The 21,774-nt window shown below is 68.5% G+C and carries 18 protein-coding genes; 7 read left to right on the top strand and 11 right to left on the bottom strand.

Annotated elements, in window-relative coordinates:
* Window positions 1–2 precede the first annotated feature (2 nt).
* The 6 genes from yidC (at window position 3) to AB0O76_RS30685 (ending at window position 6,054) form a co-directional block, all read left to right on the top strand.
* Entirely contained in the window at window positions 3–1,292 is a 1,290-nt protein-coding gene (gene yidC / locus AB0O76_RS30710) for a membrane protein insertase YidC (protein ID WP_365497541.1), read from the top strand.
* A gap of 14 nt (window positions 1,293–1,306) precedes the next feature.
* Entirely contained in the window at window positions 1,307–1,822 is a 516-nt protein-coding gene (locus AB0O76_RS30705) for a R3H domain-containing nucleic acid-binding protein (RefSeq protein ID WP_363270319.1), read from the top strand.
* Between the two features lie 99 nt (window positions 1,823–1,921).
* Entirely contained in the window at window positions 1,922–2,638 is a 717-nt protein-coding gene (rsmG, locus tag AB0O76_RS30700; protein WP_135332062.1) for a 16S rRNA (guanine(527)-N(7))-methyltransferase RsmG, read from the top strand.
* A gap of 303 nt (window positions 2,639–2,941) precedes the next feature.
* On the top strand, window positions 2,942–4,018 hold the full coding sequence (locus AB0O76_RS30695; protein ID WP_266864468.1) for a ParA family protein: 1,077 nt from the start codon (window positions 2,942–2,944) through the stop codon (window positions 4,016–4,018).
* The gene (locus tag AB0O76_RS30690) at window positions 4,015–5,130 is read left to right on the top strand and encodes a ParB/RepB/Spo0J family partition protein (protein ID WP_365497536.1); all 1,116 of its coding nucleotides are present in this window, start codon (window positions 4,015–4,017) and stop codon (window positions 5,128–5,130) included. Before AB0O76_RS30695 ends, AB0O76_RS30690 begins: the two co-directional genes overlap by 4 nt.
* A gap of 306 nt (window positions 5,131–5,436) precedes the next feature.
* On the top strand, window positions 5,437–6,054 hold the full coding sequence (locus tag AB0O76_RS30685) for a GNAT family N-acetyltransferase (protein WP_266864471.1): 618 nt from the start codon (window positions 5,437–5,439) through the stop codon (window positions 6,052–6,054).
* Between the two features lie 118 nt (window positions 6,055–6,172).
* Here AB0O76_RS30685 and trxA read toward each other — a convergent pair whose 3' ends face one another.
* The 7 genes from trxA to AB0O76_RS30650 all read right to left on the bottom strand — a co-directional run bounded on the left by trxA (window position 6,173) and on the right by AB0O76_RS30650 (window position 15,971).
* Window positions 6,173–6,508: a thioredoxin gene (trxA, locus tag AB0O76_RS30680; protein WP_365497533.1), complete on the bottom strand. Its 336-nt coding sequence runs from the start codon at window positions 6,506–6,508 to the stop codon at window positions 6,173–6,175.
* A gap of 43 nt (window positions 6,509–6,551) precedes the next feature.
* On the bottom strand, window positions 6,552–7,511 hold the full coding sequence (gene trxB, locus AB0O76_RS30675; RefSeq protein ID WP_365497530.1) for a thioredoxin-disulfide reductase: 960 nt from the start codon (window positions 7,509–7,511) through the stop codon (window positions 6,552–6,554).
* A gap of 184 nt (window positions 7,512–7,695) precedes the next feature.
* Window positions 7,696–8,712 carry a hypothetical protein gene (locus tag AB0O76_RS30670; protein WP_365497528.1) on the bottom strand — a complete coding sequence of 339 codons (1,017 nt, stop codon included), beginning with the start codon at window positions 8,710–8,712 and terminating at the stop codon, window positions 7,696–7,698.
* Window positions 8,709–9,443 (bottom strand): RNA polymerase sigma factor SigM, encoded by a 735-nt coding sequence (sigM, locus tag AB0O76_RS30665; RefSeq protein WP_365497525.1) that lies wholly within the window; start codon window positions 9,441–9,443, stop codon window positions 8,709–8,711. Before sigM ends, AB0O76_RS30670 begins: the two co-directional genes overlap by 4 nt.
* Before the next feature lie 34 nt (window positions 9,444–9,477).
* Window positions 9,478–11,187 (bottom strand): protein kinase family protein, encoded by a 1,710-nt coding sequence (locus tag AB0O76_RS30660; protein WP_365497521.1) that lies wholly within the window; start codon window positions 11,185–11,187, stop codon window positions 9,478–9,480.
* Between the two features lie 118 nt (window positions 11,188–11,305).
* Window positions 11,306–13,567, bottom strand: coding sequence for a murein biosynthesis integral membrane protein MurJ (gene murJ / locus AB0O76_RS30655; protein ID WP_365497518.1), 2,262 nt, complete (start codon window positions 13,565–13,567; stop codon window positions 11,306–11,308).
* A gap of 46 nt (window positions 13,568–13,613) precedes the next feature.
* Window positions 13,614–15,971 (bottom strand): DUF6049 family protein, encoded by a 2,358-nt coding sequence (locus tag AB0O76_RS30650; protein WP_365497849.1) that lies wholly within the window; start codon window positions 15,969–15,971, stop codon window positions 13,614–13,616.
* Window positions 15,972–16,163: 192 nt separating this feature from the next.
* Between AB0O76_RS30650 and AB0O76_RS30645 the strand changes: the two genes are divergently transcribed.
* The gene (locus tag AB0O76_RS30645; protein ID WP_365497515.1) at window positions 16,164–17,606 is read left to right on the top strand and encodes a CCA tRNA nucleotidyltransferase; all 1,443 of its coding nucleotides are present in this window, start codon (window positions 16,164–16,166) and stop codon (window positions 17,604–17,606) included.
* A gap of 120 nt (window positions 17,607–17,726) precedes the next feature.
* Here the strand turns inward: AB0O76_RS30645 and AB0O76_RS30640 are convergent, their stop codons facing one another.
* The 4 genes from AB0O76_RS30640 to AB0O76_RS30625 form a co-directional block, all read right to left on the bottom strand.
* Window positions 17,727–18,191, bottom strand: coding sequence for a hypothetical protein (locus AB0O76_RS30640; RefSeq protein WP_365497512.1), 465 nt, complete (start codon window positions 18,189–18,191; stop codon window positions 17,727–17,729).
* Window positions 18,192–18,304: 113 nt separating this feature from the next.
* The gene (locus AB0O76_RS30635; RefSeq protein WP_365497509.1) at window positions 18,305–19,561 is read right to left on the bottom strand and encodes an MFS transporter; all 1,257 of its coding nucleotides are present in this window, start codon (window positions 19,559–19,561) and stop codon (window positions 18,305–18,307) included.
* Between the two features lie 78 nt (window positions 19,562–19,639).
* Window positions 19,640–20,722: an inositol-3-phosphate synthase gene (locus AB0O76_RS30630; protein ID WP_360775687.1), complete on the bottom strand. Its 1,083-nt coding sequence runs from the start codon at window positions 20,720–20,722 to the stop codon at window positions 19,640–19,642.
* A gap of 59 nt (window positions 20,723–20,781) precedes the next feature.
* Window positions 20,782–21,468, bottom strand: a complete 687-nt coding sequence (locus tag AB0O76_RS30625) for a PadR family transcriptional regulator (protein WP_365497505.1) — start codon at window positions 21,466–21,468, stop codon at window positions 20,782–20,784.
* Between the last annotated feature and the right edge of the window lie 306 nt (window positions 21,469–21,774).

Below are 21,774 nucleotides of genomic sequence, written 5' to 3'. Positions count from 1 at the left end.
TAGTGGACACGATTGCCAGTCTGTTCAGCTTCATCACGACACCCGTTTCCTGGGTCATCGTCCAGTTCCACGCTGTGTACGGGAAGATTTTCGGTCCCGACACGGGCTGGGCCTGGGGCCTGGCCATCGTGTCCCTGGTGATCTTGATCCGTATCTGTCTGATCCCGCTCTTCGTGAAGCAGATCAAGGCGACTCGGGCGATGCAGACGCTGCAGCCCGAGATGAAGAAGATCCAGGAGCGCTACAAGAGCGACAAGCAGCGCCAGTCCGAAGAGATGATGAAGCTGTACAAGGAGTCGGGTACCAACCCGCTCTCCTCGTGCCTTCCCATCCTGGCGCAGTCGCCGTTCTTCTTCGCCCTGTACCACGTGCTCAACAGCATCGCGACCGGCAAGACGATCGGTGTCATCGACGAGGGGCTCCTGGAGAGCGCGCGTAAGGCGCACATCTTCGGTGCCCCGCTCGCCGCGAAGTTCACCGACAGCGCCGACAAGGTCGCCTCGCTCAACGCCTCGCTGACGGACGTCCGCGTCGTCACCGCGATCATGATCATCCTGATGTCGGCGTCGCAGTTCTTCACCCAGCGCCAGCTGATGACGAAGAACGTGGACACGACGGTCAAGACGCCGTTCATGCAGCAGCAGAAGATGCTGATGTACGTCTTCCCGATCATGTTCGCCGTGTTCGGCATCAACTTCCCCGTCGGTGTCCTCGTCTACTGGCTGACCACCAACGTGTGGACCATGGGCCAGCAGATGTTCGTGATCCGCCGGAACCCCACTCCGGGCTCCAAGGCCCAGGCCGCGTTCCTCGAGCGTCTGCAGAAGCAGGTCACGCACCACAAGAAGGTGCGGGGTCGTGGCAACACGAACGTCATCAAGGCGATCGTCGCCAAGGGCCGTGACCGCAACGAGTTCGAGCGCAAGTTCATCAACGGTCTGACCAAGGCGGGTCTCGCGGCCCAGACCGACGGCTCCGTGGTCGAGGGCGAGAGCCCGGTCGCCACCGCGACCGAGGACGGCGCTCCGGCCGCCGGTGGCGGTGCCCCCAAGCGGCAGCAGCCCAAGCGGCAGAGCAAGTCGCAGCGCCAGTCCGCGGCCGCGCACGGCACGGCCAAGTCGGAGGGTGACGCGGACTCGGACGCCAAGACGTCGCTGGAGAAGACCAAGGACGAGCCCGAGGACGCCAAGCCCAAGGCCGGGGGCGGCAAGTCCGGGTCAGGTAACGCACGCCAAGCCAAGTCGGGGCAGCGCAAGGGCCAGCAGCGGCCCAAGCACCCGTCCAAGAAGTAGAAGGAGTCCATCCCGTGACGGAAGGCACCACCGCCCCCGCCGAAGCCGAGGCCGGCGACACTCTCACCCGCCTTGAGCAGGAGGGCGAGATCGCGGCGGACTACCTCGAGGGTCTGCTGGACATCGCCGACCTCGACGGCGACATCGACATGGACGTCGAGGCCGACCGCGCCGCTGTCTCGATCATCAGCGACTCGAACAGCCGCGATCTGCAGAAGCTCGTCGGCCGTGACGGTGAGGTTCTGGAGGCGCTCCAGGAGCTGACGCGTCTCGCGGTGCACCGTGAGACCGGCGACCGCAGCCGGCTGATGCTGGACATCGCGGGCTACCGCGCCAAGAAGCGCGAGGAGCTCTCCGAGCTGGGCGCCAAGGCGGCGGCCGAGGTGAAGAGCTCCGGTGAGCCGGTGAACCTCAAGCCGATGACGCCGTTCGAGCGCAAGGTCGTGCATGATGCGGTCAAGGCCGCCGGTCTGCGCAGCGAGTCGGAGGGCGAGGAGCCGCAGCGCTTCGTCGTCGTGCTTCCCGCCTGATCGCACGTCGTTCTCCCGGCCCCGTCTGTTCGCAGGCGGGGCCGGTCTTTGTCAGCCTGATAGTCAGCCACCCCAGTGCGGTACGGAAGGACGGTCCCCGTGACGGAGGCAGCGGAGCTCCCGCCAGCGCCTGAGCAGGCCCGGGCAGTATTCGGTGAGCGCTTCTCGGACGCGGTCCGATACGCGGAGTTGCTGGCCGACGCGGGAGTGCAGCGCGGCCTGATCGGCCCGCGCGAAGTGCCCCGGCTGTGGGAGCGGCACCTGCTGAACTGTGCGGTGCTCTCCGAGGTCGTGCCCGAGAACGTGACGGTCTGCGATGTCGGCTCGGGCGCGGGACTGCCGGGCATTCCGCTGGCCCTGGTCCGGCCGGATCTGAAGATCACGCTCCTTGAGCCGCTGCTGCGTCGCACGAACTTTCTCACCGAGGTCGTCGAGCTGCTCGGCCTCGATCATGTGACGGTCGTGCGCGGCCGCGCCGAGGAGGTTCTCGGCAAGCTGCCCTCGGTCCATGTGGTGACCGCGCGCGCCGTGGCGCCGCTGGACCGGCTCGCCGCCTGGGGCGTGCCCCTGCTGCGTCCGTACGGAGAGATGCTGCTCCTCAAGGGCGACACCGCCGAGGAAGAGGTCAAGGCCGCGGGGGCCGCTCTGAGCAAGCTCGGCGCGGTGAACACCTCGGTCCTTCACGTCGGAGAGGGCGTCGTGGACCCGCTGTCCACCGTGGTGCGGGTGGAGGTCGGCGAGAGCCCCGGCGGCGTACGCTTCGCCGCCAAGCGGGCCAAGGCGGCGCGCACGGGACGGACCCGGCGTCGTCGCTGATCGATGCCGCTGCCACACGGGGGCGGCTACGTCGTAGTTGATCCGTCCTGACGACGAGCCGTACTCCACAAAACATGCCAAACGTACGCATACCGGGGTGTCGCGGCTGCGGCACCCCGGCTGCCGTGCATCGTGTTTCACGTGAAACGTCGCTCACTGCTGCATGGCATCATCAGTCGCGGCCGCGCTGCTGAACCTCGCGACCGTCGTCCGCTCGGATCCCTCGATAAGGGCACCGAGTTGTCCACAGAGGTGGATTCGTCCACAGAAGACCGGGCCTCGCTGGTTCACGACCCTCAAAGCATGGGAGGCTCTGTTCATTGCGAGCCTGAAGTCGAGGAGAGTGAATCCTTGCGGTCCGACGCCAACATCGCGGGACCGATGACCGATCCGGTCCCCGGTCCCCGTACCGAGTCGGCGGGGGAGGATGTTTCACGTGAAACACCGAGCCCGATGGACGACACCCCTATCGGTCGTGCTGCCCAACTGGCGGTGGAAGCCCTTGGCCGCGCAGGCGAGGGCCTGCCGCGACCTGAGCAGACACGCGTCATGGTGGTCGCCAACCAGAAGGGCGGAGTAGGCAAGACGACGACAACCGTCAATCTCGCCGCTTCGCTCGCTCTGCACGGTGCGCGCGTCCTGGTCATCGACCTCGACCCGCAGGGCAATGCCTCCACGGCTCTGGGGATCGACCACCACGCCGAAGTGCCGTCCATCTACGACGTGTTGGTGGAGAGCAAGCCGCTCTCCGAGGTCGTGCAGCCGGTGCCTGATGTCGAGGGTCTGTTCTGCGCCCCCGCCACGATCGATCTCGCCGGTGCGGAGATCGAGCTGGTGTCGCTGGTCGCGCGGGAGAGCCGGCTGCAGCGGGCGATCCAGGCGTACGAGCAGCCGCTGGACTACATCCTCATCGACTGCCCGCCGTCGCTCGGTCTCCTGACGGTCAACGCCCTGGTGGCCGGTGCGGAGGTCCTGATCCCCATTCAGTGCGAGTACTACGCACTGGAGGGCCTTGGTCAGCTCCTGCGTAACGTCGACCTGGTGCGGGGCCACCTCAACCCCCATCTGCATGTCTCGACGATCCTGCTCACCATGTACGACGGCCGGACCCGGCTCGCCTCACAGGTGGCGGACGAGGTGCGCAACCACTTCGGCGAGGAGGTGCTGCGGACGAGCATTCCCCGCTCGGTCCGTATCTCCGAGGCGCCGAGTTACGGACAGACCGTGCTGACCTACGATCCGGGGTCGAGCGGTGCCCTCTCGTACTTCGAGGCGGCCCGGGAGATCGCGCTCCGCGGCGTCGGCATTCGCTACGACGTACAGCACGCCCACATGGGCGCTCAGAATGACCAGCACAGCACGACGGAGGGGTTGCAGTGAGCGAGCGACGGAGAGGGCTTGGCCGTGGCCTCGGCGCCCTGATCCCTGCGGCCCCGACGGAGAAGTCGGGAGCCCAGGCCGCGGGTGGGGCTTCGGCCTCCCCCGCAGCAGTACCGGTGCTCACCGCCGAGCGGGGGGTGGCGGCCGCGAAGGTGGCGGCGCTCCCGCAGAGCTCCGTTTCACATGAAACGCAGGAGCCACCGAAGGGGACGGTCGAAGCCGCGCCGGAGAGCCCGGTCGGCGCGCACTTCGCCGAGCTGCCGCTCGACTCCATCACGCCCAACCCGAGGCAGCCGCGTGAGGTCTTCGACGAGGACGCCCTCGCCGAACTCGTGACCTCCATCAAGGAGGTCGGGCTTCTCCAGCCCGTCGTCGTACGGCAGGTGGGGAGCTCGAGCTACGAGCTCATCATGGGCGAGCGGCGCTGGCGTGCCTGCCGTGAGGCGGGACTCGAGCGCATCCCGGCGATCGTCCGCGCCACGGACGACGAGAAGCTGCTCCTGGACGCACTGCTCGAGAACCTGCACCGTGCGCAGCTGAACCCGCTGGAAGAGGCCGCCGCCTACGACCAGTTGCTCAAGGACTTCAACTGCACGCACGACCAGCTGGCGGACCGGATCGGCCGTTCGCGCCCGCAGGTCTCCAACACGCTGCGTCTCCTTAAGCTGTCGCCGGCGGTTCAGCGCCGGGTCGCCGCCGGAGTGCTGTCCGCGGGCCACGCTCGCGCTCTGCTCTCCGTCGAGGACTCGGAGGAGCAGGACCGCCTCGCGCACCGGATCGTCGCCGAGGGCCTCTCGGTGCGGGCCGTCGAAGAGATCGTGACCCTCATGGGCTCGCGGCCGCAGAGCGCCCCGAAGTCCAAGGGGCCGCGTGCGGGAGCTCGGGTGTCGCCGTCGCTGACGAACCTCGCCACCCGCCTCTCCGACCGGTTCGAGACTCGTGTACGGGTGGACCTCGGTCAGAAGAAGGGCAAGATCGTCGTCGACTTCGCTTCGCTGGAGGACCTGGAGCGCATTCTGTCGACGCTCGCCCCGGGCGAGGGTCCGGTCCTGAGGAACGGACTCGCCGAGGACGCCAGCGAGGGAGACGGCTCGGAGGACGGAGAGGCCTGAGCCTCATCAACCGTGCTCTGAGAGCGGGCCGTGTCCGGTGTGTACCGGAACACGGCCCGCTCTTTGCTTTCTTACGGTATCGATGCAATCGCATCGTGGATACGATGCGTTCGGGTATGGCGCATCCAGCTGACGGCACCTCATTGGGGAGGCGGGGGCCATGCGATCGGTGAGCCGCACCGGACTGATGACCGCGGGCCTTGGGCTGGGAGCGGTCGGCGGATTCGTCGGCAGCCTGCTGAAGGAACGGAGCGCTCTGACTGCCGCCCGCGATGCCGCTGGCGAAGGAAGTGAGGAACCGCCTTCATGGGGCGTCGGCTCGTACCGCTCACGCTGGACAACCTCCCGGACCTTCCCAAGCGCTGCCGGTCGTGCGTCTTCTGGGAACTGGACCCGGTCAGCGGCCAAGCCGCGGTAAAGGCCGGCACGCCAGAGCTGGAGAAGGAAGCCTGGATCTCCGCCGTGCTGCTGGAGTGGGGTTCCTGCGGCCGCGTCGTCTACGTCGACGAGGTGCCGGTGGGCTACGTCCTGTACGCACCTCCGGCGTACGTGCCCCGGTCCACCGCCTTTCCCACAAGCCCCGTGTCGCCGGATGCCGTGCAGCTGATGACCGCCTGGATCATGCCGGACTATCAGGGTCAGGGGCTCGGTAGGGTGATCGTCCAGACGGTCGCCAAGGATCTCCTGCGCCGCGGCTTCAAGGCGATCGAGGCCTTCGGCGACGCCCGCTGGGAGAAGCCCGCCTGTGTGCTGCCCGCGGATCATCTGCTGGCGGTGGGCTTCAAGACGGTCCGCCCGCATCCCTCGTACCCGCGGCTCAGGCTTGAGTTGCGTACGACGCTGTCCTGGAAGGAAGACGTCGAGATGGCGCTCGACCGACTGCTCGGCGCGGTACAGAAGGAGCCGGTGCTCCGACCGCTCTGAGTGCACCCCTGTCATGCGAATGGGCCAACCCCGGAGGGTTGGCCCATTCGTGTTTCACGTGAAACAACGTCGCGTGGCGGCCGGCGCTCGTCGGTCGGCGCCTGCCACTCATCGCTCGTTACTCGGAGATGAAGTCCGCAAGGTCGCGCTCGAGAGCAGCCTTCGGCTTGGCGCCGACGATGGTCTTGGCGACCTCGCCACCCTGGTACACGTTCAGGGTCGGGATGGACATGACGCCGTACTTGGCGGCGATGCCCGGGTTCTCGTCGATGTTGAGCTTGACGATCTCGATCTTGTCGCCGTGCTCGGCCGCGATCGCCTCGAGGGACGGGGCGATCTGACGGCACGGACCGCACCAGGCGGCCCAGAAATCCACCAGGACGGGCTTGTCGTTCTTGAGGACGTCTTCCTCGAAGGAAGCGTCGGTCACGTTCTTCAGGGGGGTGCCGGCCACGGCGGGCTCCTTAACTTGGTGGGGCGGTGGGGAAGAAGAGATGTCAGACGGTGGCTGCCGCGGTCTCGCTGTCCGTGAGGGCAGCGAGGAAGCGCTCGGCGTCCAGCGCGGCGGAGCAGCCGGTGCCGGCTGCCGTGATCGCCTGGCGGTACGTGTGGTCGACGACGTCACCGGCACCGAAGACACCGGTCAGGTTCGTCCGCGTCGAGGGCGCCTCGACCTTCAGGTAGCCCTCGTCGTCCAGCTCGAGCTGGCCCTTGAAGAGCTCCGTACGCGGGTCGTGGCCGATCGCGATGAACAGACCCGTCACCGGCAGCTCGGAGGTCTCACCCGTCTTGAGGTTGCGCAGCGTCAGACCGGAGAGCTTCTGCTCGCCCTTGATCTCGGCGACCTCGCTGTCCCAGACGAACTTGATCTTCGGGTCGGCGAACGCGCGGTCCTGCATCGCCTTGGAGGCACGCAGGCTGTCGCGGCGGTGCACGATCGTCACGGACTTGGCGAAGCGCGAGAGGAAGGTCGCCTCCTCCATCGCGGTGTCGCCGCCGCCGATCACGGCGATGTCCTGGTCCTTGAAGAAGAAGCCGTCGCAGGTCGCGCACCAGGAGACGCCGCGGCCGGAGAGCGCGTCCTCGTTCGGCAGACCGAGCTTGCGGTGCTGGGAGCCGGTCGTCACGATCACGGTCTTCGCGCGGTGCACGGTGCCCGCCGTGTCCGTCACGGTCTTGATCTCGCCGCTCAGGTCGACAGCGATCACATCGTCCGGAACCAGCTCGGCGCCGAAGCGCTCGGCCTGGGCCCGCATGTTGTCCATGAGCTCGGGGCCCATGACGCCGTCCTGGAAGCCGGGGAAGTTCTCCACCTCGGTGGTGTTCATGAGCGCACCACCCGCGGTGACGGCGCCCTCGAACACCAGCGGCTTCATCGACGCGCGTGCGGTGTAGAGCGCCGCCGTGTAGCCGGCGGGCCCGGAGCCGATGATGATCACGTTACGGACGTCGGTCACGGCTTGATTCCTCGTCTCTGGAGACTGCTGCGTACTGCTGGTGGGTGCCTGTCTCAGGTCTCTCACCCCACCCAACGGATCCTACGGGGCTTGCATTCCCGACGTGTCCGGGCGCACGTAAGCATGTCAGGGACGACGGCATGCCCTTGCATGACCGCGCTCCTCTTGCTGGTGCGGTGAGAGATCAGGGCCGGGCGTAGGAGTCCGTCAGCAGGATCTTGCCCGCGGCGGCGGACGACGACGGCTTGTCGGTGCACGTCGCGTCGATGACGTACGCGGAGACCTTGGTGCTGTCGGAGTCATGGGACGCAACGACGAGGTAGGCATCCTTCCCCTTGTACGTGCCTTCCTCAGCGGCGATCGGCGTCCTCGCGCCGAGGCCTCGCTGGACACACTCCGGCACCGAGACCGCCGCCTCACGCATCGGTGAGTTCTCCTTCGGGGACTCCGGGCTCGATCGCACGTCGAAGGACGGCTTGCCGCCGTCGGTCTCCGCGGCCGGGTTCTTGGCGAGGAGGTCGGTCACTTGGCCCTTGAGTTTGTCCTCGGAGAAGGCGTGCGCGGAGGCGGGGTGCTCCGACGTGGTGCCGGCGGTGCCGCCCGAGCCGCCGCCCAGGTTCTGCATCAACAGCGATCCGAGGCCGATGGCGGCGGCCGTGACGACGGCCCCTAGCACCGCAGTGCGCCGACGTCCGCCCCGGAACCGGCTGCGGCGTCCAGGGCCGGTGGCCGCGCGGGGGTGTCCGGCGGGCCGGTCGGCGGACAGGCCGGGGGCGGAAGCGGGCGTCGGCTCGGCGGAGACGGGCGATGTTTCACGTGAAACACGCGTGCCGGGTGACGCGGTGTCGGGAGCATCGGTCTCGGACACGAGGGGGTCGGACACGAGTGGGTCGGACGTGACGGTCTCAGGCATGACGGACTCGGGCGTGAGCGACTCAGGCGTGATGGAGTCCAGCAGCGCCTCCGCCGCCAGCGCCGCGTCGATGCGCCCGGCGACATCGGCGGGCATCCGCGGCGGCCCCGGCAGCGTGCCGAGCATGCCGCGGATCTCCTCCAGGGAGGCGTAGACATCGGCGCAGAGCTCGCAGTCATCCAGATGCCGCCGCACGTCGAGGGTGCGGGCAGGGGGGAGCAGTCCCTCCGTGAGGTCGGAGATCTCAGCGACTTCTGGGTGCCCGGCCGAGTCGGTCGTGGTCGTCACGCTCGCCCACCTCCGCCCTTCACAGCAGCTGAATCGCTTGGTCCCGCTTCCCGTGGCCCCGCTGCAGGTGGGACGGATGTCCCCTGCGTCCGGTTCCTTCCCGGGTCCGGCTTCTTGCCGTTCTGGTCCTCGCCGCCGTCTCCGCTCGGCGTACGGGTCTCCGTACGCAGGTGGGTGAGCAGCGGCAGCAGTCTGGCTCTGCCGCGCGCACAGCGGCTCTTCACGGTGCCGGTGGGCACATCGAGCACGCGTGCCGCCTCGGCCACCGGATAGCCCTGCATGTCCACCAGGACGAGGGCGGCGCGCTGGTCGTGCGGCAGCGTGCCGAGGGCCTCGATGAGCTGGCGGTGCAGATCACCCCGCTCGACGGGGGCCGACGCCGACTCGTGCGGTTCGAGGAGCTGCTCGAGGCGTTCGGTGTCGTCGATGGGGGAGGTCTTCCGCGAGGCCGCCTTGCGCGCCCGGTCGAGGCAGGCGTTCACCGTGATCCGGTGCAGCCACGTCGTGACGGCGGACTGACCTCGGAAGGTGTGCGCGGCGCGATAGGCGGAGACCAGAGCGTCCTGGACGGCGTCCGCGGCCTCCTCGCGGTCCCCCAGCGTGCGCAGGGCGACCGCCCACAGGCGGTCGCGATGGCGCCGCACGAGCTCACCGAAGGCGTCCTTGTCGCCGGCCACATGGCGGGCCAGGAGGTCCTGGTCGCTCATCTCGCCGTGCGTGGTGTCATCCACCGTCGAACCCCCTCCCCCCGGTGAGCCCAGTCCCTCAGTCCGTGAACTTCACGTCCGTAATGGCCTGCTTGTACCCCGCGCTGCTGAACTCATCACGGGGCGAGTTCGGTACATCGGTCAGCCAGACGAGCACGTACTGCGTCTTGACCGGCTTCTCCGACTTGACCTTCAAGCTGTTGCCGGTGGTCCTGGCCGTCCCGATCTCCTTCATCGCCCTGAGCGGCGTCGAGGAGGACATCGAGTCCGTGGCGTACAGCTTGACCGTCGTGTGGTCGCCGACATAGCGGAGCCCGATCGACGCGGTCGACACGTCCTGCTCCTTGCCGAGGTCGTAGACGATACCGACGCCCGGCTTGAAGGGCGCGAGCGGTGGACCTTCTATGAAGCTCTTGCTCCGCCAGTACGTCGAGTCGTCACCGTCGTACGTATTGGGGACGCCTTCAGGGTTCTGCGCGTCGCCCTTGGCGACGTACTCGTCGGCGTCCTTGATCTTGATCGGCTTCCCGGGCTTCGGCTTGTTCTTGTCGCCGTCGTCGGAGGTGTCCGTCGAGCCGGGGTCGTCGTTCTTCCCCCGGTCCATGAGCGCGTCCGCCAGCTGCCAGCTGCCGAGGCCAAGGGCCGCGATGAGGAGCGCCGACACGGCCCACTTGAGGGCCTTGCCCGTACGGCTCTGCAGCGGGGGCGGTGGGGTCGGCACCGGCTGGGTGGCGCCGGGACGGGCCGCGGGGCGGCCGTAGGTGCCCTGCTGGTACGTCGTGCGCTGGTACTCGGGCGGTGCGGTGAACGCGGGCTCCGGAGGGCGGATGCGGGGCATCTCGCCGATGGCCTTCACCAGCTCCTCCGGCGTCGTGCACGGAGGCTCCTGGCGGGAGGCGGTCGCACCCTCGTTGACGAGCGCGCGCATCGCGAGCTCGGAGAGGCCCCTGTGCACGCCCGCACGCACCTGGTCGGGGGCGATCAGGCCGACGCCCTTGGGCAGCCCTGAGAGGCCGTACGCGTCGTCCTCGTAGGGCCAGCGCTGGGTCAGCGAGGCGTACAGCAGCGCGCCGATGGCCTCCGTGTCCGTGCGCTGCGGGGTGTCCGAGCTGATGCCTCGCAGCGCGGCGTTCACGGCGAGGCCGCGGATGCGGTACTGGCCGCTCGACGTCCTGAGGACGGCGCTCGGCGTCAGCCGCAGGTGGGCGAGGCCTTCGCGATGGGCGGCAGCCATGGCCTGGGAGACCTGGCTGACGAGCTGGTACGCGTCGTGCGCCTCAAGAGGCCCCGCGGCCAGCAGTGCGGTGAGTTCCGTGGCATCCGGCAGCCACTCGTGGACGACGTAGACGAGGTCGTTCTCCTCGACCGCGTCCAGGACGTGCACAAAGCGGGGATCGCCGAGCAGCGCCGACGAGCGGGCCGCGGCGAGTACCGATCGTGCCCGTGGATGGTCGGCGGGCAGCAGATGTACGCCGACGGCCCGGCGGAGTTTCTCGTCCACCGCGCGCCAGCTGCTGAAACCGTCCAGACGGGTGACGCACTCTTCGAGTCGATAGCGTCTTGCGAGCTTGTGACCGCTGTGCAGCTCTGGGGGTGATGCCGCCCCCGAGCTCGTGGGCTCGCCGGTCTCTGCTGCGCCTTCTTCTGCCGTTTCCCGCTCCCGGGTCTGGGCCACCCCGTCGGCCGTGGCCTGTTCCGCCTTCGCGGTCAGCGGCTCATCGCCGCTGTTGTCTGCCACGTCGACGGCAGCCGTGCTCCGTTCCGCCACCGTCGTTCCTGCCTCCCCATCCGTTGCGCTTCGTCAGACGCCAAAGCCAATTGTGCCCACAGTCCGGCGCTATGCACGACACGCGGTGGCCGGTGATGGTTGTGCGAACCCCCCGAACTCATCGTCCGAGACGGCCGCGCACCATCCCGACCATGGAGTTGAGCTCCGCGATCCGCATGCGCTTCGCGGCGATGAAGAAGACGCCGAGCAGCACCGCACCACCCACGATCAGCGCCGCCAGCGAGCCGAGGACGCCCTGACCGAGCCCCTGAGTGACGGCATACGCGGCGGCGCCGCCGAGCAGCGCTCCGGGCAGCGAGGCGATGCCGAGACGGGCGTACGTACGCAGGACGTGGGCGCCGTCCAGGTCGCCGCCGAGACGCTTCCGCAGCCGCTGCCAGGCGACGCCCACGCCGATGGCGTAGGCGAGGCCGTAGATGGCGGCCATGCCCGTCACGGCCCAGCGGGTGGGCAGCAGGAAGTAGCAGGCCGTGGAGGCGGCGGCATTCACGGCGGCGACGATGACCGTGTTATAGAAGGGCGTCCGCGTGTCCTCGTAGGCGTAGAACGCACGCAGCACGACGTACTGCACGGAGTAGGGGATCAGGCCGAGGCCGAAGGCCATCAGCATGTAGCCCATGTTCGTGGCCTGGGCACTGCCCGAGGAGCCGAAGATCAGCGTGCACATCGGGATGCCGAGCGCGACGAATCCGAAGGAGACGGGCACGATCGCGACCGCTGTCGTGCGCAGGCCCTGCGAGACGTCGTCGCGGACCGAGCCGGTGTCGCCGTCCTGTGCCGAGCGGGAAAGGCGGGGCAGCAGGGCCGCCATCAGGGAGACCGTGATGATCGCCTGAGGGAGTCCCCAGATGAGCTGGGCGTTGGCGTAGGCGGCGAAGCCGATGCCGCTCGTGGAGGGCAGGTCGACCGTGGCGGCGGTGGCCAGTTGGGTGACCACGAGGGCGCCCGCCTGGTTGGCGAGCACGAACAGGATCGTCCACTTGGCGAGCTTGGCAGCCTTGCCCAGGCCGTGGCCCTTCCAGTCGAAGCGCGGACGCAACTTGAATCCGGTCTCGCGCAGGTAGGGGATCATCGCCAGGGCCTGGACGACGAGACCGAGCAGGACACCGACGCCGAGGAGCCGTTCGGCCTCCGGCGGGATGCTGGTCACGGTCATGCCGGACGACGCCGACGATCCGTAGACCCAGATGAACATGCCGAGCGTGGCGATGATGACGATGTTGTTGAGGACCGGCGTCCACATCATCGCGCCGAACTTGCCGCGCGCGTTGAGGATCTGGCCCATCACCACGTGGATGCCCATGAAGAAGATCGAGGGCAGGAAGTAGCGCAGAAGCGTGGTGCCGACCTCGGTGGCCGCCGGGTCGTTCGCGACCGGCACGGACATCACCCGCACCAGCTGCGGAGCCAGCACGATGCCCAGGACGGTGAGTACGCCGAGCGCCACCATGACGAGGGTCAGCAGGCGGTTGGCGTACGCCTCGCCGCCGTCCTCGTCCGTCTTCATGGAACGCACCAGCTGCGGTACGAACACGGAGTTGAGGCCGCCGCCGACGGTGAGGATGTAGATCATCGTCGGGATCTGGTAGACGACCTGGAAGGTGTCACCGAGCAGCCCGACGCCGAGCGCCGAGACGATCAGGGCGGAGCGGATGAAGCCGGTGAGACGCGAGACGAGCGTGCCCGCGGCCATCACCGCACTGGACTTCAGCAGGCTCGACGCGCGGCCACCGCTGCTCGACTTCGGGGCGGGCGCCGGAGCCGGGGCTGCCGGGGCGGGGACGCCCGGCGGCTCGGGCGGGTGGTAGCCATCGGGCTGCTGGTAGCCGTCCTGGTTGCCCTGGGGGTAGCCGTCCTGAGGGTAGCCGCCGGGCTGCTGGTAGGCGGCGCCCTGCGGTTCGCGGTAGCCGCCCGGCTGCTGGTCGCGGAAGAGGTGGGCGAAGGCGTCCGGCTCGTGGTGCTCCTCGCCGGCCTGGGTGACCAGGTCGTCGACGCCCACGAACTGGGTCGTACGGGCGTCGTCGCCGTACGGAAGGTGCCGGGTCGGACCGTCCGGCTCGGGGGCCGGGGTCTGGGCCCACACGCGGGGGTCCGGCGCGTGCTGAGGGGATGGCGGCTGAGCGTAGAGCGGCTGCGGGTCCTGGTAGTAGCCGGGGGGCGGCGGGGGGTGCGCGGCGCGGTCGTACAGCGCCTCGGTCACCGGGTCCTGGGCGCTGAGGTCCTGCGCCCGGTAGGGGTCCTGGTCGTAGGCGTCCTGGAGGTACACGTCCGGGGCAGGCTGCGGTGGCATCTGCCCGTTCTCAGGGGGGCCTGAACCGCCCGCGCCCTGGCCACGGTCACCGTCGTACGGCGCGTTCATGGATACCCCACCTCATCGTCCCCGGGCCCACCGGCCACGACATCGCTCAACGGTCCACTCTCTCACCCGTGTCCGACGGGTCGGTGCTTTCCGGAGCGGTGTCCGGTGTCGGGTCACTCGGCTGCTCGGGGTGGTCGTCCCCGGACTCGGTGCCGGACTCGCCGTCCGGGCCGTCGTCGGGGCCGCCCGCCGCGGCCTCCTCGGCCTGCTTCCGGGCGGCGCGCTTGCGCTGGGTGTACATCCGGAACCCGGCGAGCACGAGGAGCAGGACGCCACCCGCGATGACGAGCATCACGGTGAGGGTGATCTCGGTGACGTTCACGTCGAAGCGGACCGGGTCGCCGTACGGCTGACCGTCCTCGGTGTAGAGCTGGGCGTAGACCGGGACCGGGCCGTTGGCGTTGGCGGTCGTGGTGAACTTCACCGACTGGGCGTGGCCTCCCGCGATCTTGACCGGCTGTTCCCAGTAGGCCTCGCCGCCGATCTTCAGTCGCGTGGGGTTCTCCGACGTGAGGCGCAGCACCATGTGATCGACGCCCTGGACCAGGTTGTTCTGGACGGTCACCGGGATCGTGGCGCTGCGGCCCGAGAGCTTCGCGTCGGACTTCTGGATCAGCCTCACCTGCTGGGTGAGCGTCGTCAGGTAGTTCTGCACGCCCCGGCGGAACCCGTCCGCCTCCCCGGCCCGGCCACGCCACGACGTGGACATCTCGCGGTCTATGGCCCTCCCGAAGGGAGTGATCACGCGGTCGGGCTCGCTGAGGATCGTCTTGAAGCGGTTGAGCTTGTTCTGGGTGTTCTGGATGTCCTGGAAGGCCGACTTCGGCAGCTCCTGCTTACGGAGCGACGCCGGGTAGGAGCCGGCCGACGGCACCCTGGTCGTGGCCGCCGGGTCCGGCTTGGCCTTCGCCGCCGCCGTCAGGTCCTGCGGCTCCGACCAGCGCTCGTCGGAGAGGGCGGTGAGCGCCTTCGCCATCGACTGGGCCTGGCTGGCGGTCGGCATGCGCTGCGGGGCGACGACGATGCTCCGCTGCTTGTCCGGGGCCTGCAGGGTGACCATCAGGCTCTGGGCGAGGAACTTCTGCACGGCGAGCGTGGAGTTCTCGGCCCCCGTCATGTCGCCCTGGAAGGCGGTGGAGAGGCCGGCGTCGGCCACTACGGCGGTCGTGCCGCCGCCGATGGGCCGCGCGGCGTTGGGCGTGTACGTCAGCCCGTCGGTCTCGCGCAGGCTGTCGCTGCGGGCGATCACCGTGTGGGCGCCCGCGGAGGTGGAGACGTCGACGACCGACGGGTCGAGCGCGCCGTTCACCGGCCAGGCGAAGTCCGACCGCGGCTTGACGTGGAGGATGGACTCCACGGCCAATGACCCCGCATCGGTGGCATCCTTGAGCTGGCCGAGGGACCCGCTGACCGTCTTGCCGTTGTGGGCGAGCGAGGCAAGGTCTGGGTCGGCGAAGGGCAGTGCGACGACCTTCTGGTCCTGCACGGTCTGCTCGAGGTCGTTCAGCCACTGCTTGGCGACCGCCTGGCTCCTGCCCGCCGTGGTCGTCCTGCCGTCGGCGGTCTGCACCCGGTAGCTGCGGGTCATCGCGTCGACCGAGGCCAGCAGATCGGGATCGATGACCCAGGTGACGTCGAGCTTGCGGCCCAGCGACAGCATCTGGTCGAGGCGGCCGCCCGGGGCGATCTCCTTGGCCAGGTCGTCGTCGGTGAACACGGGCGTCTGCTGCTCGTCCGAGCCGGTCTCCGCCGTGAGGTGCGAGGTGGAGATGAGCGGCCACAGATAGGTCGTCTTCGTCTTCGTGTCGGCGTCCTCCGCCTGCCACGGCAGGAAGGTCCGCTCGAAGCCGAGCACCTGGGACCACGGCTGGGTCGATGTCCGGCCGGTGAGGGAGACACCGAGCTGGTAGACGCCGTCGATGTCGAGGTCCAGCGCCTTGACCGGCACGGAGATGCTGAAGTCCTGGCGGACCCCGGGGGCCAGCTTGGAGACCTTCTCGACGTACTTGCCGCCGACCTCGGCGCCGTCGGCCCCCGGCTGGTAGCCGGTGCGCTTGGCGGCGGCGTCGATCTGGCTCCGGCCGTTCAGGGCAGTGCCGAGGCGCAGGCCGACCTCGGCTCTGGTCACCGTCTGCTTGCCGTTGTTGGTGACGGTGCCGGAGACGGTGACCGTGTCGTCTTCCGTCGGAGCGGTGGGGGTCAGCGAGTTCAGCGAGACGTCGACGGTGCTGGAACCGGTGGCCTTGGCCGCCGCGCCGGGCACGGCGGCATCCGCGACCGGCGCCGCAGGAAGCTGCAGCACACCGGTCAGCAAAGGGGCCCCAGCCAGCAGCGCTGCCGTGCGCCGCAGCCACCGGCGGGCAGGTGAGGGACTGGTCCCCGGGAAGTCTGCCGCCTCGGCCACGCGTTGCCCGTCCTCGTCGTCGTCAGTGGTCGTCGGTTGTGCGTCCACGCATGGTAACGAGGTGCGCTGTGGCGAAGTGCCGCGGACTGCTCCACATGATCGGAAGACCTGGCCGGGGAGGGGCGCGCGGGGCTGGAGCGGCCCGGAAAACCGGGCGGCCGGGGGTGCGCGGGCCACGTACCCTTTTCTGTTGTGCCGAACGCCAATGAAGAGAATCCCAGCGCACTGAGCCAGGTGCAGCGCCGCGCGGTCAGTGAACTACTGCGCGTATCCCCTGTCGCGGACGACCTTGCCCGCCGTTTCCAAGAGGCTGGGTTCTCCCTTGCCCTGGTCGGCGGCTCGGTGAGAGACGCGCTCCTTGGCCGGCTCGGCAATGACCTGGACTTCACGACCGAAGCCCGCCCCGAGGACGTACTGAAGATCGTCAGGCCGTGGGCGGATTCGGTGTGGGAGGTGGGGATCGCCTTCGGCACGGTCGGCAGCCAGAAGGACGGCTACCAGATCGAGGTCACCACGTATCGCTCCGAGGCGTACGACAGGACCTCGCGCAAGCCCGAGGTGTCCTACGGCGACTCCATCGAGGAAGACCTCGTACGTCGTGACTTCACCGTGAACGCGATGGCGGTGGCGCTCCCCGAGAAGGAGTTCATCGACCCGCACGGCGGCCTTGAGGACCTCTCCGCGTGCGTCCTGCGCACTCCTGGCACCCCGGAGGACTCCTTCTCCGACGACCCGCTGCGGATGATGCGGGCCGCGCGGTTCGCCGCGCAGCTGGACTTTGAGGTGGCTCCGGACGTCGTCGCCGCGATGAAGGCGATGGCCGAGCGCATCGACATCGTCTCCGCCGAGCGCGTACGTGACGAACTGAACAAGCTGCTCCTCTCGCCGTACCCGGCAAAGGGACTGGCTCTACTTGTCGACACAGGCATCGCCGAGCACGTTCTCCCGGAGCTTCCGGCGCTACGTCTCGAGCGTGACGAGCACCACCGCCACAAGGACGTCTACGACCACTCGCTGATCGTCCTCGAGCAGGCGATGGCGCTGGAGGAGCACGGCCCGGACCTGACGCTGCGGCTCGCGGCCCTTCTGCACGACATCGGGAAGCCGCGGACGCGACGCTTCGAGGACGACGGCCGGGTCTCCTTCCACCACCACGAGGTGGTGGGCGCCAAGATGACCAAGAAGCGGATGACGGAGCTCAAGTACTCCAACGAGCTCGTGAAGGACGTCTCCCGCCTGGTGGAGCTGCACCTGCGCTTCCACGGCTACGGCACGGGCGAATGGACGGACTCGGCGGTACGCCGCTATGTACGTGACGCGGGCCCGCTCCTGAGTCGACTGCACAAGCTGACCCGGTCGGACTGCACGACGCGCAACAAGCGCAAGGCGAGTGCGCTGTCGCGCGCGTACGACGGCCTTGAGGAGCGCATCGCCCGCCTCCAGGAACAGGAGGAGCTGGACTCGATCCGCCCCGACCTGGACGGCAACGAGATCATGCAGATCCTGGACGTACGACCGGGTCCGGTGATCGGCCAGGCCTACAAGTTCCTGCTGGAGCTGCGGCTCGAGAACGGGCCGATGGAGCGGGATGCGGCGGTCGCGGCGCTCAAGGAGTGGTGGGCCGCGCAGGAGTGAGGTGGGGTTCGGTGCGATGTTTCACGTGAAACATCGCGCCAGGTCCGGACATACGAAGCCGGGTCCGGACACGCGAAGGGGCACTGTTTCACGTGAAACAGTGCCCCTTCGCAGATGCTGCTACTTGTTCTTCAGGCAGAGCACCACGTCGTGGCCGCGGCCGGTCTGGTAGTAGGAGACCTCGGTCCCCTTGACCGCTTCGCACTTGCTGACGCTGCTCGTGTCATCGAACTTCTCGATGACCTCGAACTCGGCGTCGCTCGAGGAGCAGTCGGTGTTCTCCAGGTCCGGCGCGGACTGCGTGCCCTTGTTGTGCAGGCAGTCACCGACAGCGGTGGTCTCTGCGTCGCTCTTGCCCAGCTGCCACTTGACGACAGCGATGATGACAGCGAGAACGACGAAGCCACCGATGCGCAGCAGGAGCTTCTTGCTGCGACCGCCGCTCGGAGCGGCCGGAGGCGGAACCGGCGCCCCCTGGTTGTACGGCGGGTAGGGCTGCTGCGGAACGGTGGGCTGGCCCGGCTGGCCGGGGTGCGGCTGCACGCCCTGGCCGTACGGATTCTGGCCCTGGGGCGGAGTAGTCACTTGGGGGTCCCCCTCGAACGAGAGCGCGATGGCGCGGATACGACGTCCGTAAGTTATAGGGGCGCGGTGGGATCTCTGAAGTCCAGAGGGGCTCTGTGGCATTGATGTGACACTTACTGCGCGTCAAATCTGGCCATAGCAGTAGCAATTGCTGCGTAGATAACGGCGACCGTGACCACCAGCGGAACCGATCGACCGTCAGGCGGCAGTATCAGGGCCGCCACTCCCGCCGCGGCGACGAACGCGACGTTGAACAGGACGTCGTAGACGGAGAAGATCCGGCCACGGAAGCCGTCGTCCACCTCGGACTGCACCACCGTGTCCGTGGCGATCTTCGCACCCTGGGTCGTCAGGCCCAGGAGGAACGCGGCGATGAGCAGGGGGACGGCCTCGAAGGGCAGGCCGAGTGCCGGTTCCAGGACCGCCGCCGCCCCGGCGCAGGCGACGATCCAGCCGCCGGGGCCAAGGCGGTTCACCGCGGCGGGCGTCACCACCGCCGCCATGAAGAAGCCCGCCCCCGAGATCGCCACGGCGAGGCCAAGGAGGGCGAGCCCGTCGGACTCCGTGGACGACCAGGCGTATCGGCAGAGCATGAGGACCATGACGGACAGGGCGCCGTAGCAGAACCTCATGAGGGTCATGGCGAGCAGTGCGCGGGCGGCGGGACGCCGCTGCGACAGATGCCGCACGCCGGCCAGCAGATCCCGCGCCGTACCGGAGAGCGCCGCGCCGAGGCGTGGCTGGACCAGCTCCGGGTCCGGGCCGAGGAGTTCACGTGCCATGCGCAGCGAGGCGAGCGCCGCGCAGAGGTACAGGGCGGCCCCGAGCAGGACGACGGCCGCGTCCGAGTCGGAGACGACCAGGCGTACGGAGAACGCGAGGCCGCCGCCGGCGGTGGCGGCGAGCGTCCCGGCGGTGGGTGAGAGGGAGTTGGCCATGACCAGGCGATCGGCGTCGACCACGCGCGGCAGCGCCGCCGAGAGCCCGGCGAGGACGAACCGGTTGACGGCCGTGACACAGAGCGCGGAGGCGTAGAACAGCCAGTCCGGCACGCCGCTCAGCATCAGCACCGCCGTCACCGAGGCCAGCGCCGCCCGCAGCAGGTTGCCGTACAGGAAGACCTGGCGGCGCGGCCAGCGGTCGAGGAGCACGCCGGCGAACGGGCCGATCAGCGAGTAAGGGAGGAGGAGCACCGCCATCGCGGCGGCGATCGCGCCGGGCGAGGTCTGCTTCTCCGGCGAGAAGACGACGTACGAGGCGAGCGCCACCTGATAGACGCCGTCGGCGCCCTGGGAGAGCAGCCGCACGGCGAGCAGGCGCCGGAAGTCCCGCAGGCGCAGCAGTACGCGCAGGTCACCGACGACACCCATGGGGCACAGCCTCACATACGAGGAGGGTCCCCGGGCGGATTGCCCGGGGACCCTCAACACGAGTGCGACAGCTGAGCTTTAGCGCTCGACCTCGCCCTTGATGAACTTTTCGACGTTGTCGTACGCCTCGTCGTCGAAGTACTGCACCGGCGGGGACTTCATGAAGTACGAGGACGCGGAGAGGATCGGGCCGCCGATGCCGCGGTCCTTGGCGATCTTCGCGGCGCGCAGGGCGTCGATGATGACACCCGCCGAGTTCGGGGAGTCCCAGACCTCGAGCTTGTACTCCAGGTTCAGCGGGACGTCGCCGAAGGCACGGCCCTCGAGGCGGACGTACGCCCACTTGCGGTCGTCCAGCCACGCCACGTAGTCCGACGGGCCGATGTGGACGTTCTTCTCGCCCAGCTCGCGGTCCGGGATCTGCGAGGTGACGGCCTGCGTCTTCGAGATCTTCTTGGACTCGAGGCGGTCGCGCTCGAGCATGTTCTTGAAGTCCATGTTGCCGCCGACGTTGAGCTGCATGGTGCGCTCAAGACGGACACCGCGGTCCTCGAACAGCTTCGCCATCACACGGTGCGTGATGGTGGCGCCGACCTGCGACTTGATGTCGTCGCCGACGATCGGGACGCCCGCCTCGGTGAACTTGTCGGCCCACTCCTTGGTGCCGGCGATGAAGACCGGGAGAGCGTTGACGAAAGCGACCTTGGCGTCGATGGCGCACTGCGCGTAGAACTTCGCAGCGTCCTCGGAACCCACGGGCAGGTAGCAGACGAGGACGTCGACCTGCTTGTCCTTGAGGATCTGGACGATGTCGACCGGGGCCTCGGCGGACTCCTCGATGGTCTGGCGGTAGTACAGGCCCAGGCCGTCGTAGGTGTGGCCGCGCTGGACGGTGACGCCCTTGTTCGGCACGTCGCAGATCTTGATGGTGTTGTTCTCGCTGGCGCCGATGGCGTCCGAGAGGTCGAGGCCGACCTTCTTGGCGTCCACGTCGAAGGCGGCGACGAACTCGACATCGCCGACGTGGTAGTCGCCGAACTGGACGTGCATCAGGCCCGGGACCTTGGTGTCCGGGTCTGCGTCCTTGTAGTACTCGACGCCCTGGACCAGCGAGGCGGCGCAGTTGCCCACGCCGACGATGGCTACGCGAACCGAACCCATTCCGGTTGCTCCCTGTGTGATCTGTGTATTCCGGATGAAACCCTGCGGAACGCGGGGTCTCACTTGGCGGTGTCATCGGACGGATCCGGCGGCGGGTTCTCGTCCCGCCGCCGGGGCAGGCCGCCCGACTCCCCAGATGTGCTGTCTTGCCGAGCAGAGCCGTCCGGGGCGGACCGCTGTTGGTCCCGCCCCGCCCGCTCGCTCTCGATGAGCTCGTTCAGCCAGCGCACTTCGCGCTCCACGGACTCCATTCCGTGCCGCTGCAGCTCAAGCGTGTAGTCGTCCAGGCGCTCCCGGGTGCGGGCCAGGGAGGCGCTCATCTTCTCCAGACGCTCCTCGAGGCGGCTGCGACGCCCCTCGAGCACCCGCATGCGTACGTCCCGCGAGGTCTGCCCGAAGAAGGCGAAGCGGGCGGCGAAATGCTCGTCCTCGTACGCGTCGGGGCCGGTCTGCGAGAGCAGCTCCTCGAAGTGCTCCTTACCTTCCGCCGTCAGCCGATAGACGATCTTGGCGCGGCGCCCGGAGAGCGGAGCCGCGAGAGCGTCTTCGGGGGTGCTCCCCGTTTCCTCGATCAACCAGCCGTTGGCGACCAGCGTCTTGAGGCAGGGGTAGAGCGTCCCGTAGCTGAAGGCGCGGAACACTCCCAGTGACGTGTTGAGTCGTTTGCGCAGCTCATAGCCGTGCATCGGAGACTCGCGCAGCAGGCCGAGCACGGCGAACTCGAGGATGCCGGAGCGTCTGCTCATGTGTCGCCTCCCGTCTGCCAGCGTCTGTCTGCACGGTCTTTATGCCGAGCTGATGTATCGACTCGATACATCGAGACGATAGAACGGCCCTCCTCGCGGGGCAAGAGGGGAAACGGTGAACGGCGTCACATCACCGATTCGTAGGAAGTAACTTGCCTGTTTTGGGGTGAACTTCGGCCCTAAGAGGGTTTTGACGGTGCGTAGTCTGTGCGCCATGCAGACCGCCGGGAACCAAGTGACGCCAGAGGGCGTCGTCGTCCCTGGTGTAGTGCGGATGAGCGCCGGGATGGGCGCATCCGTACTTCG

Origin of the sequence: Streptomyces sp. NPDC086554, assembly GCF_040686095.1 — a bacterium.
Classification (GTDB): Bacteria; Actinomycetota; Actinomycetes; order Streptomycetales; family Streptomycetaceae; genus Streptomyces.
This window is presented reverse-complemented; position numbering and strand designations above follow the sequence as displayed.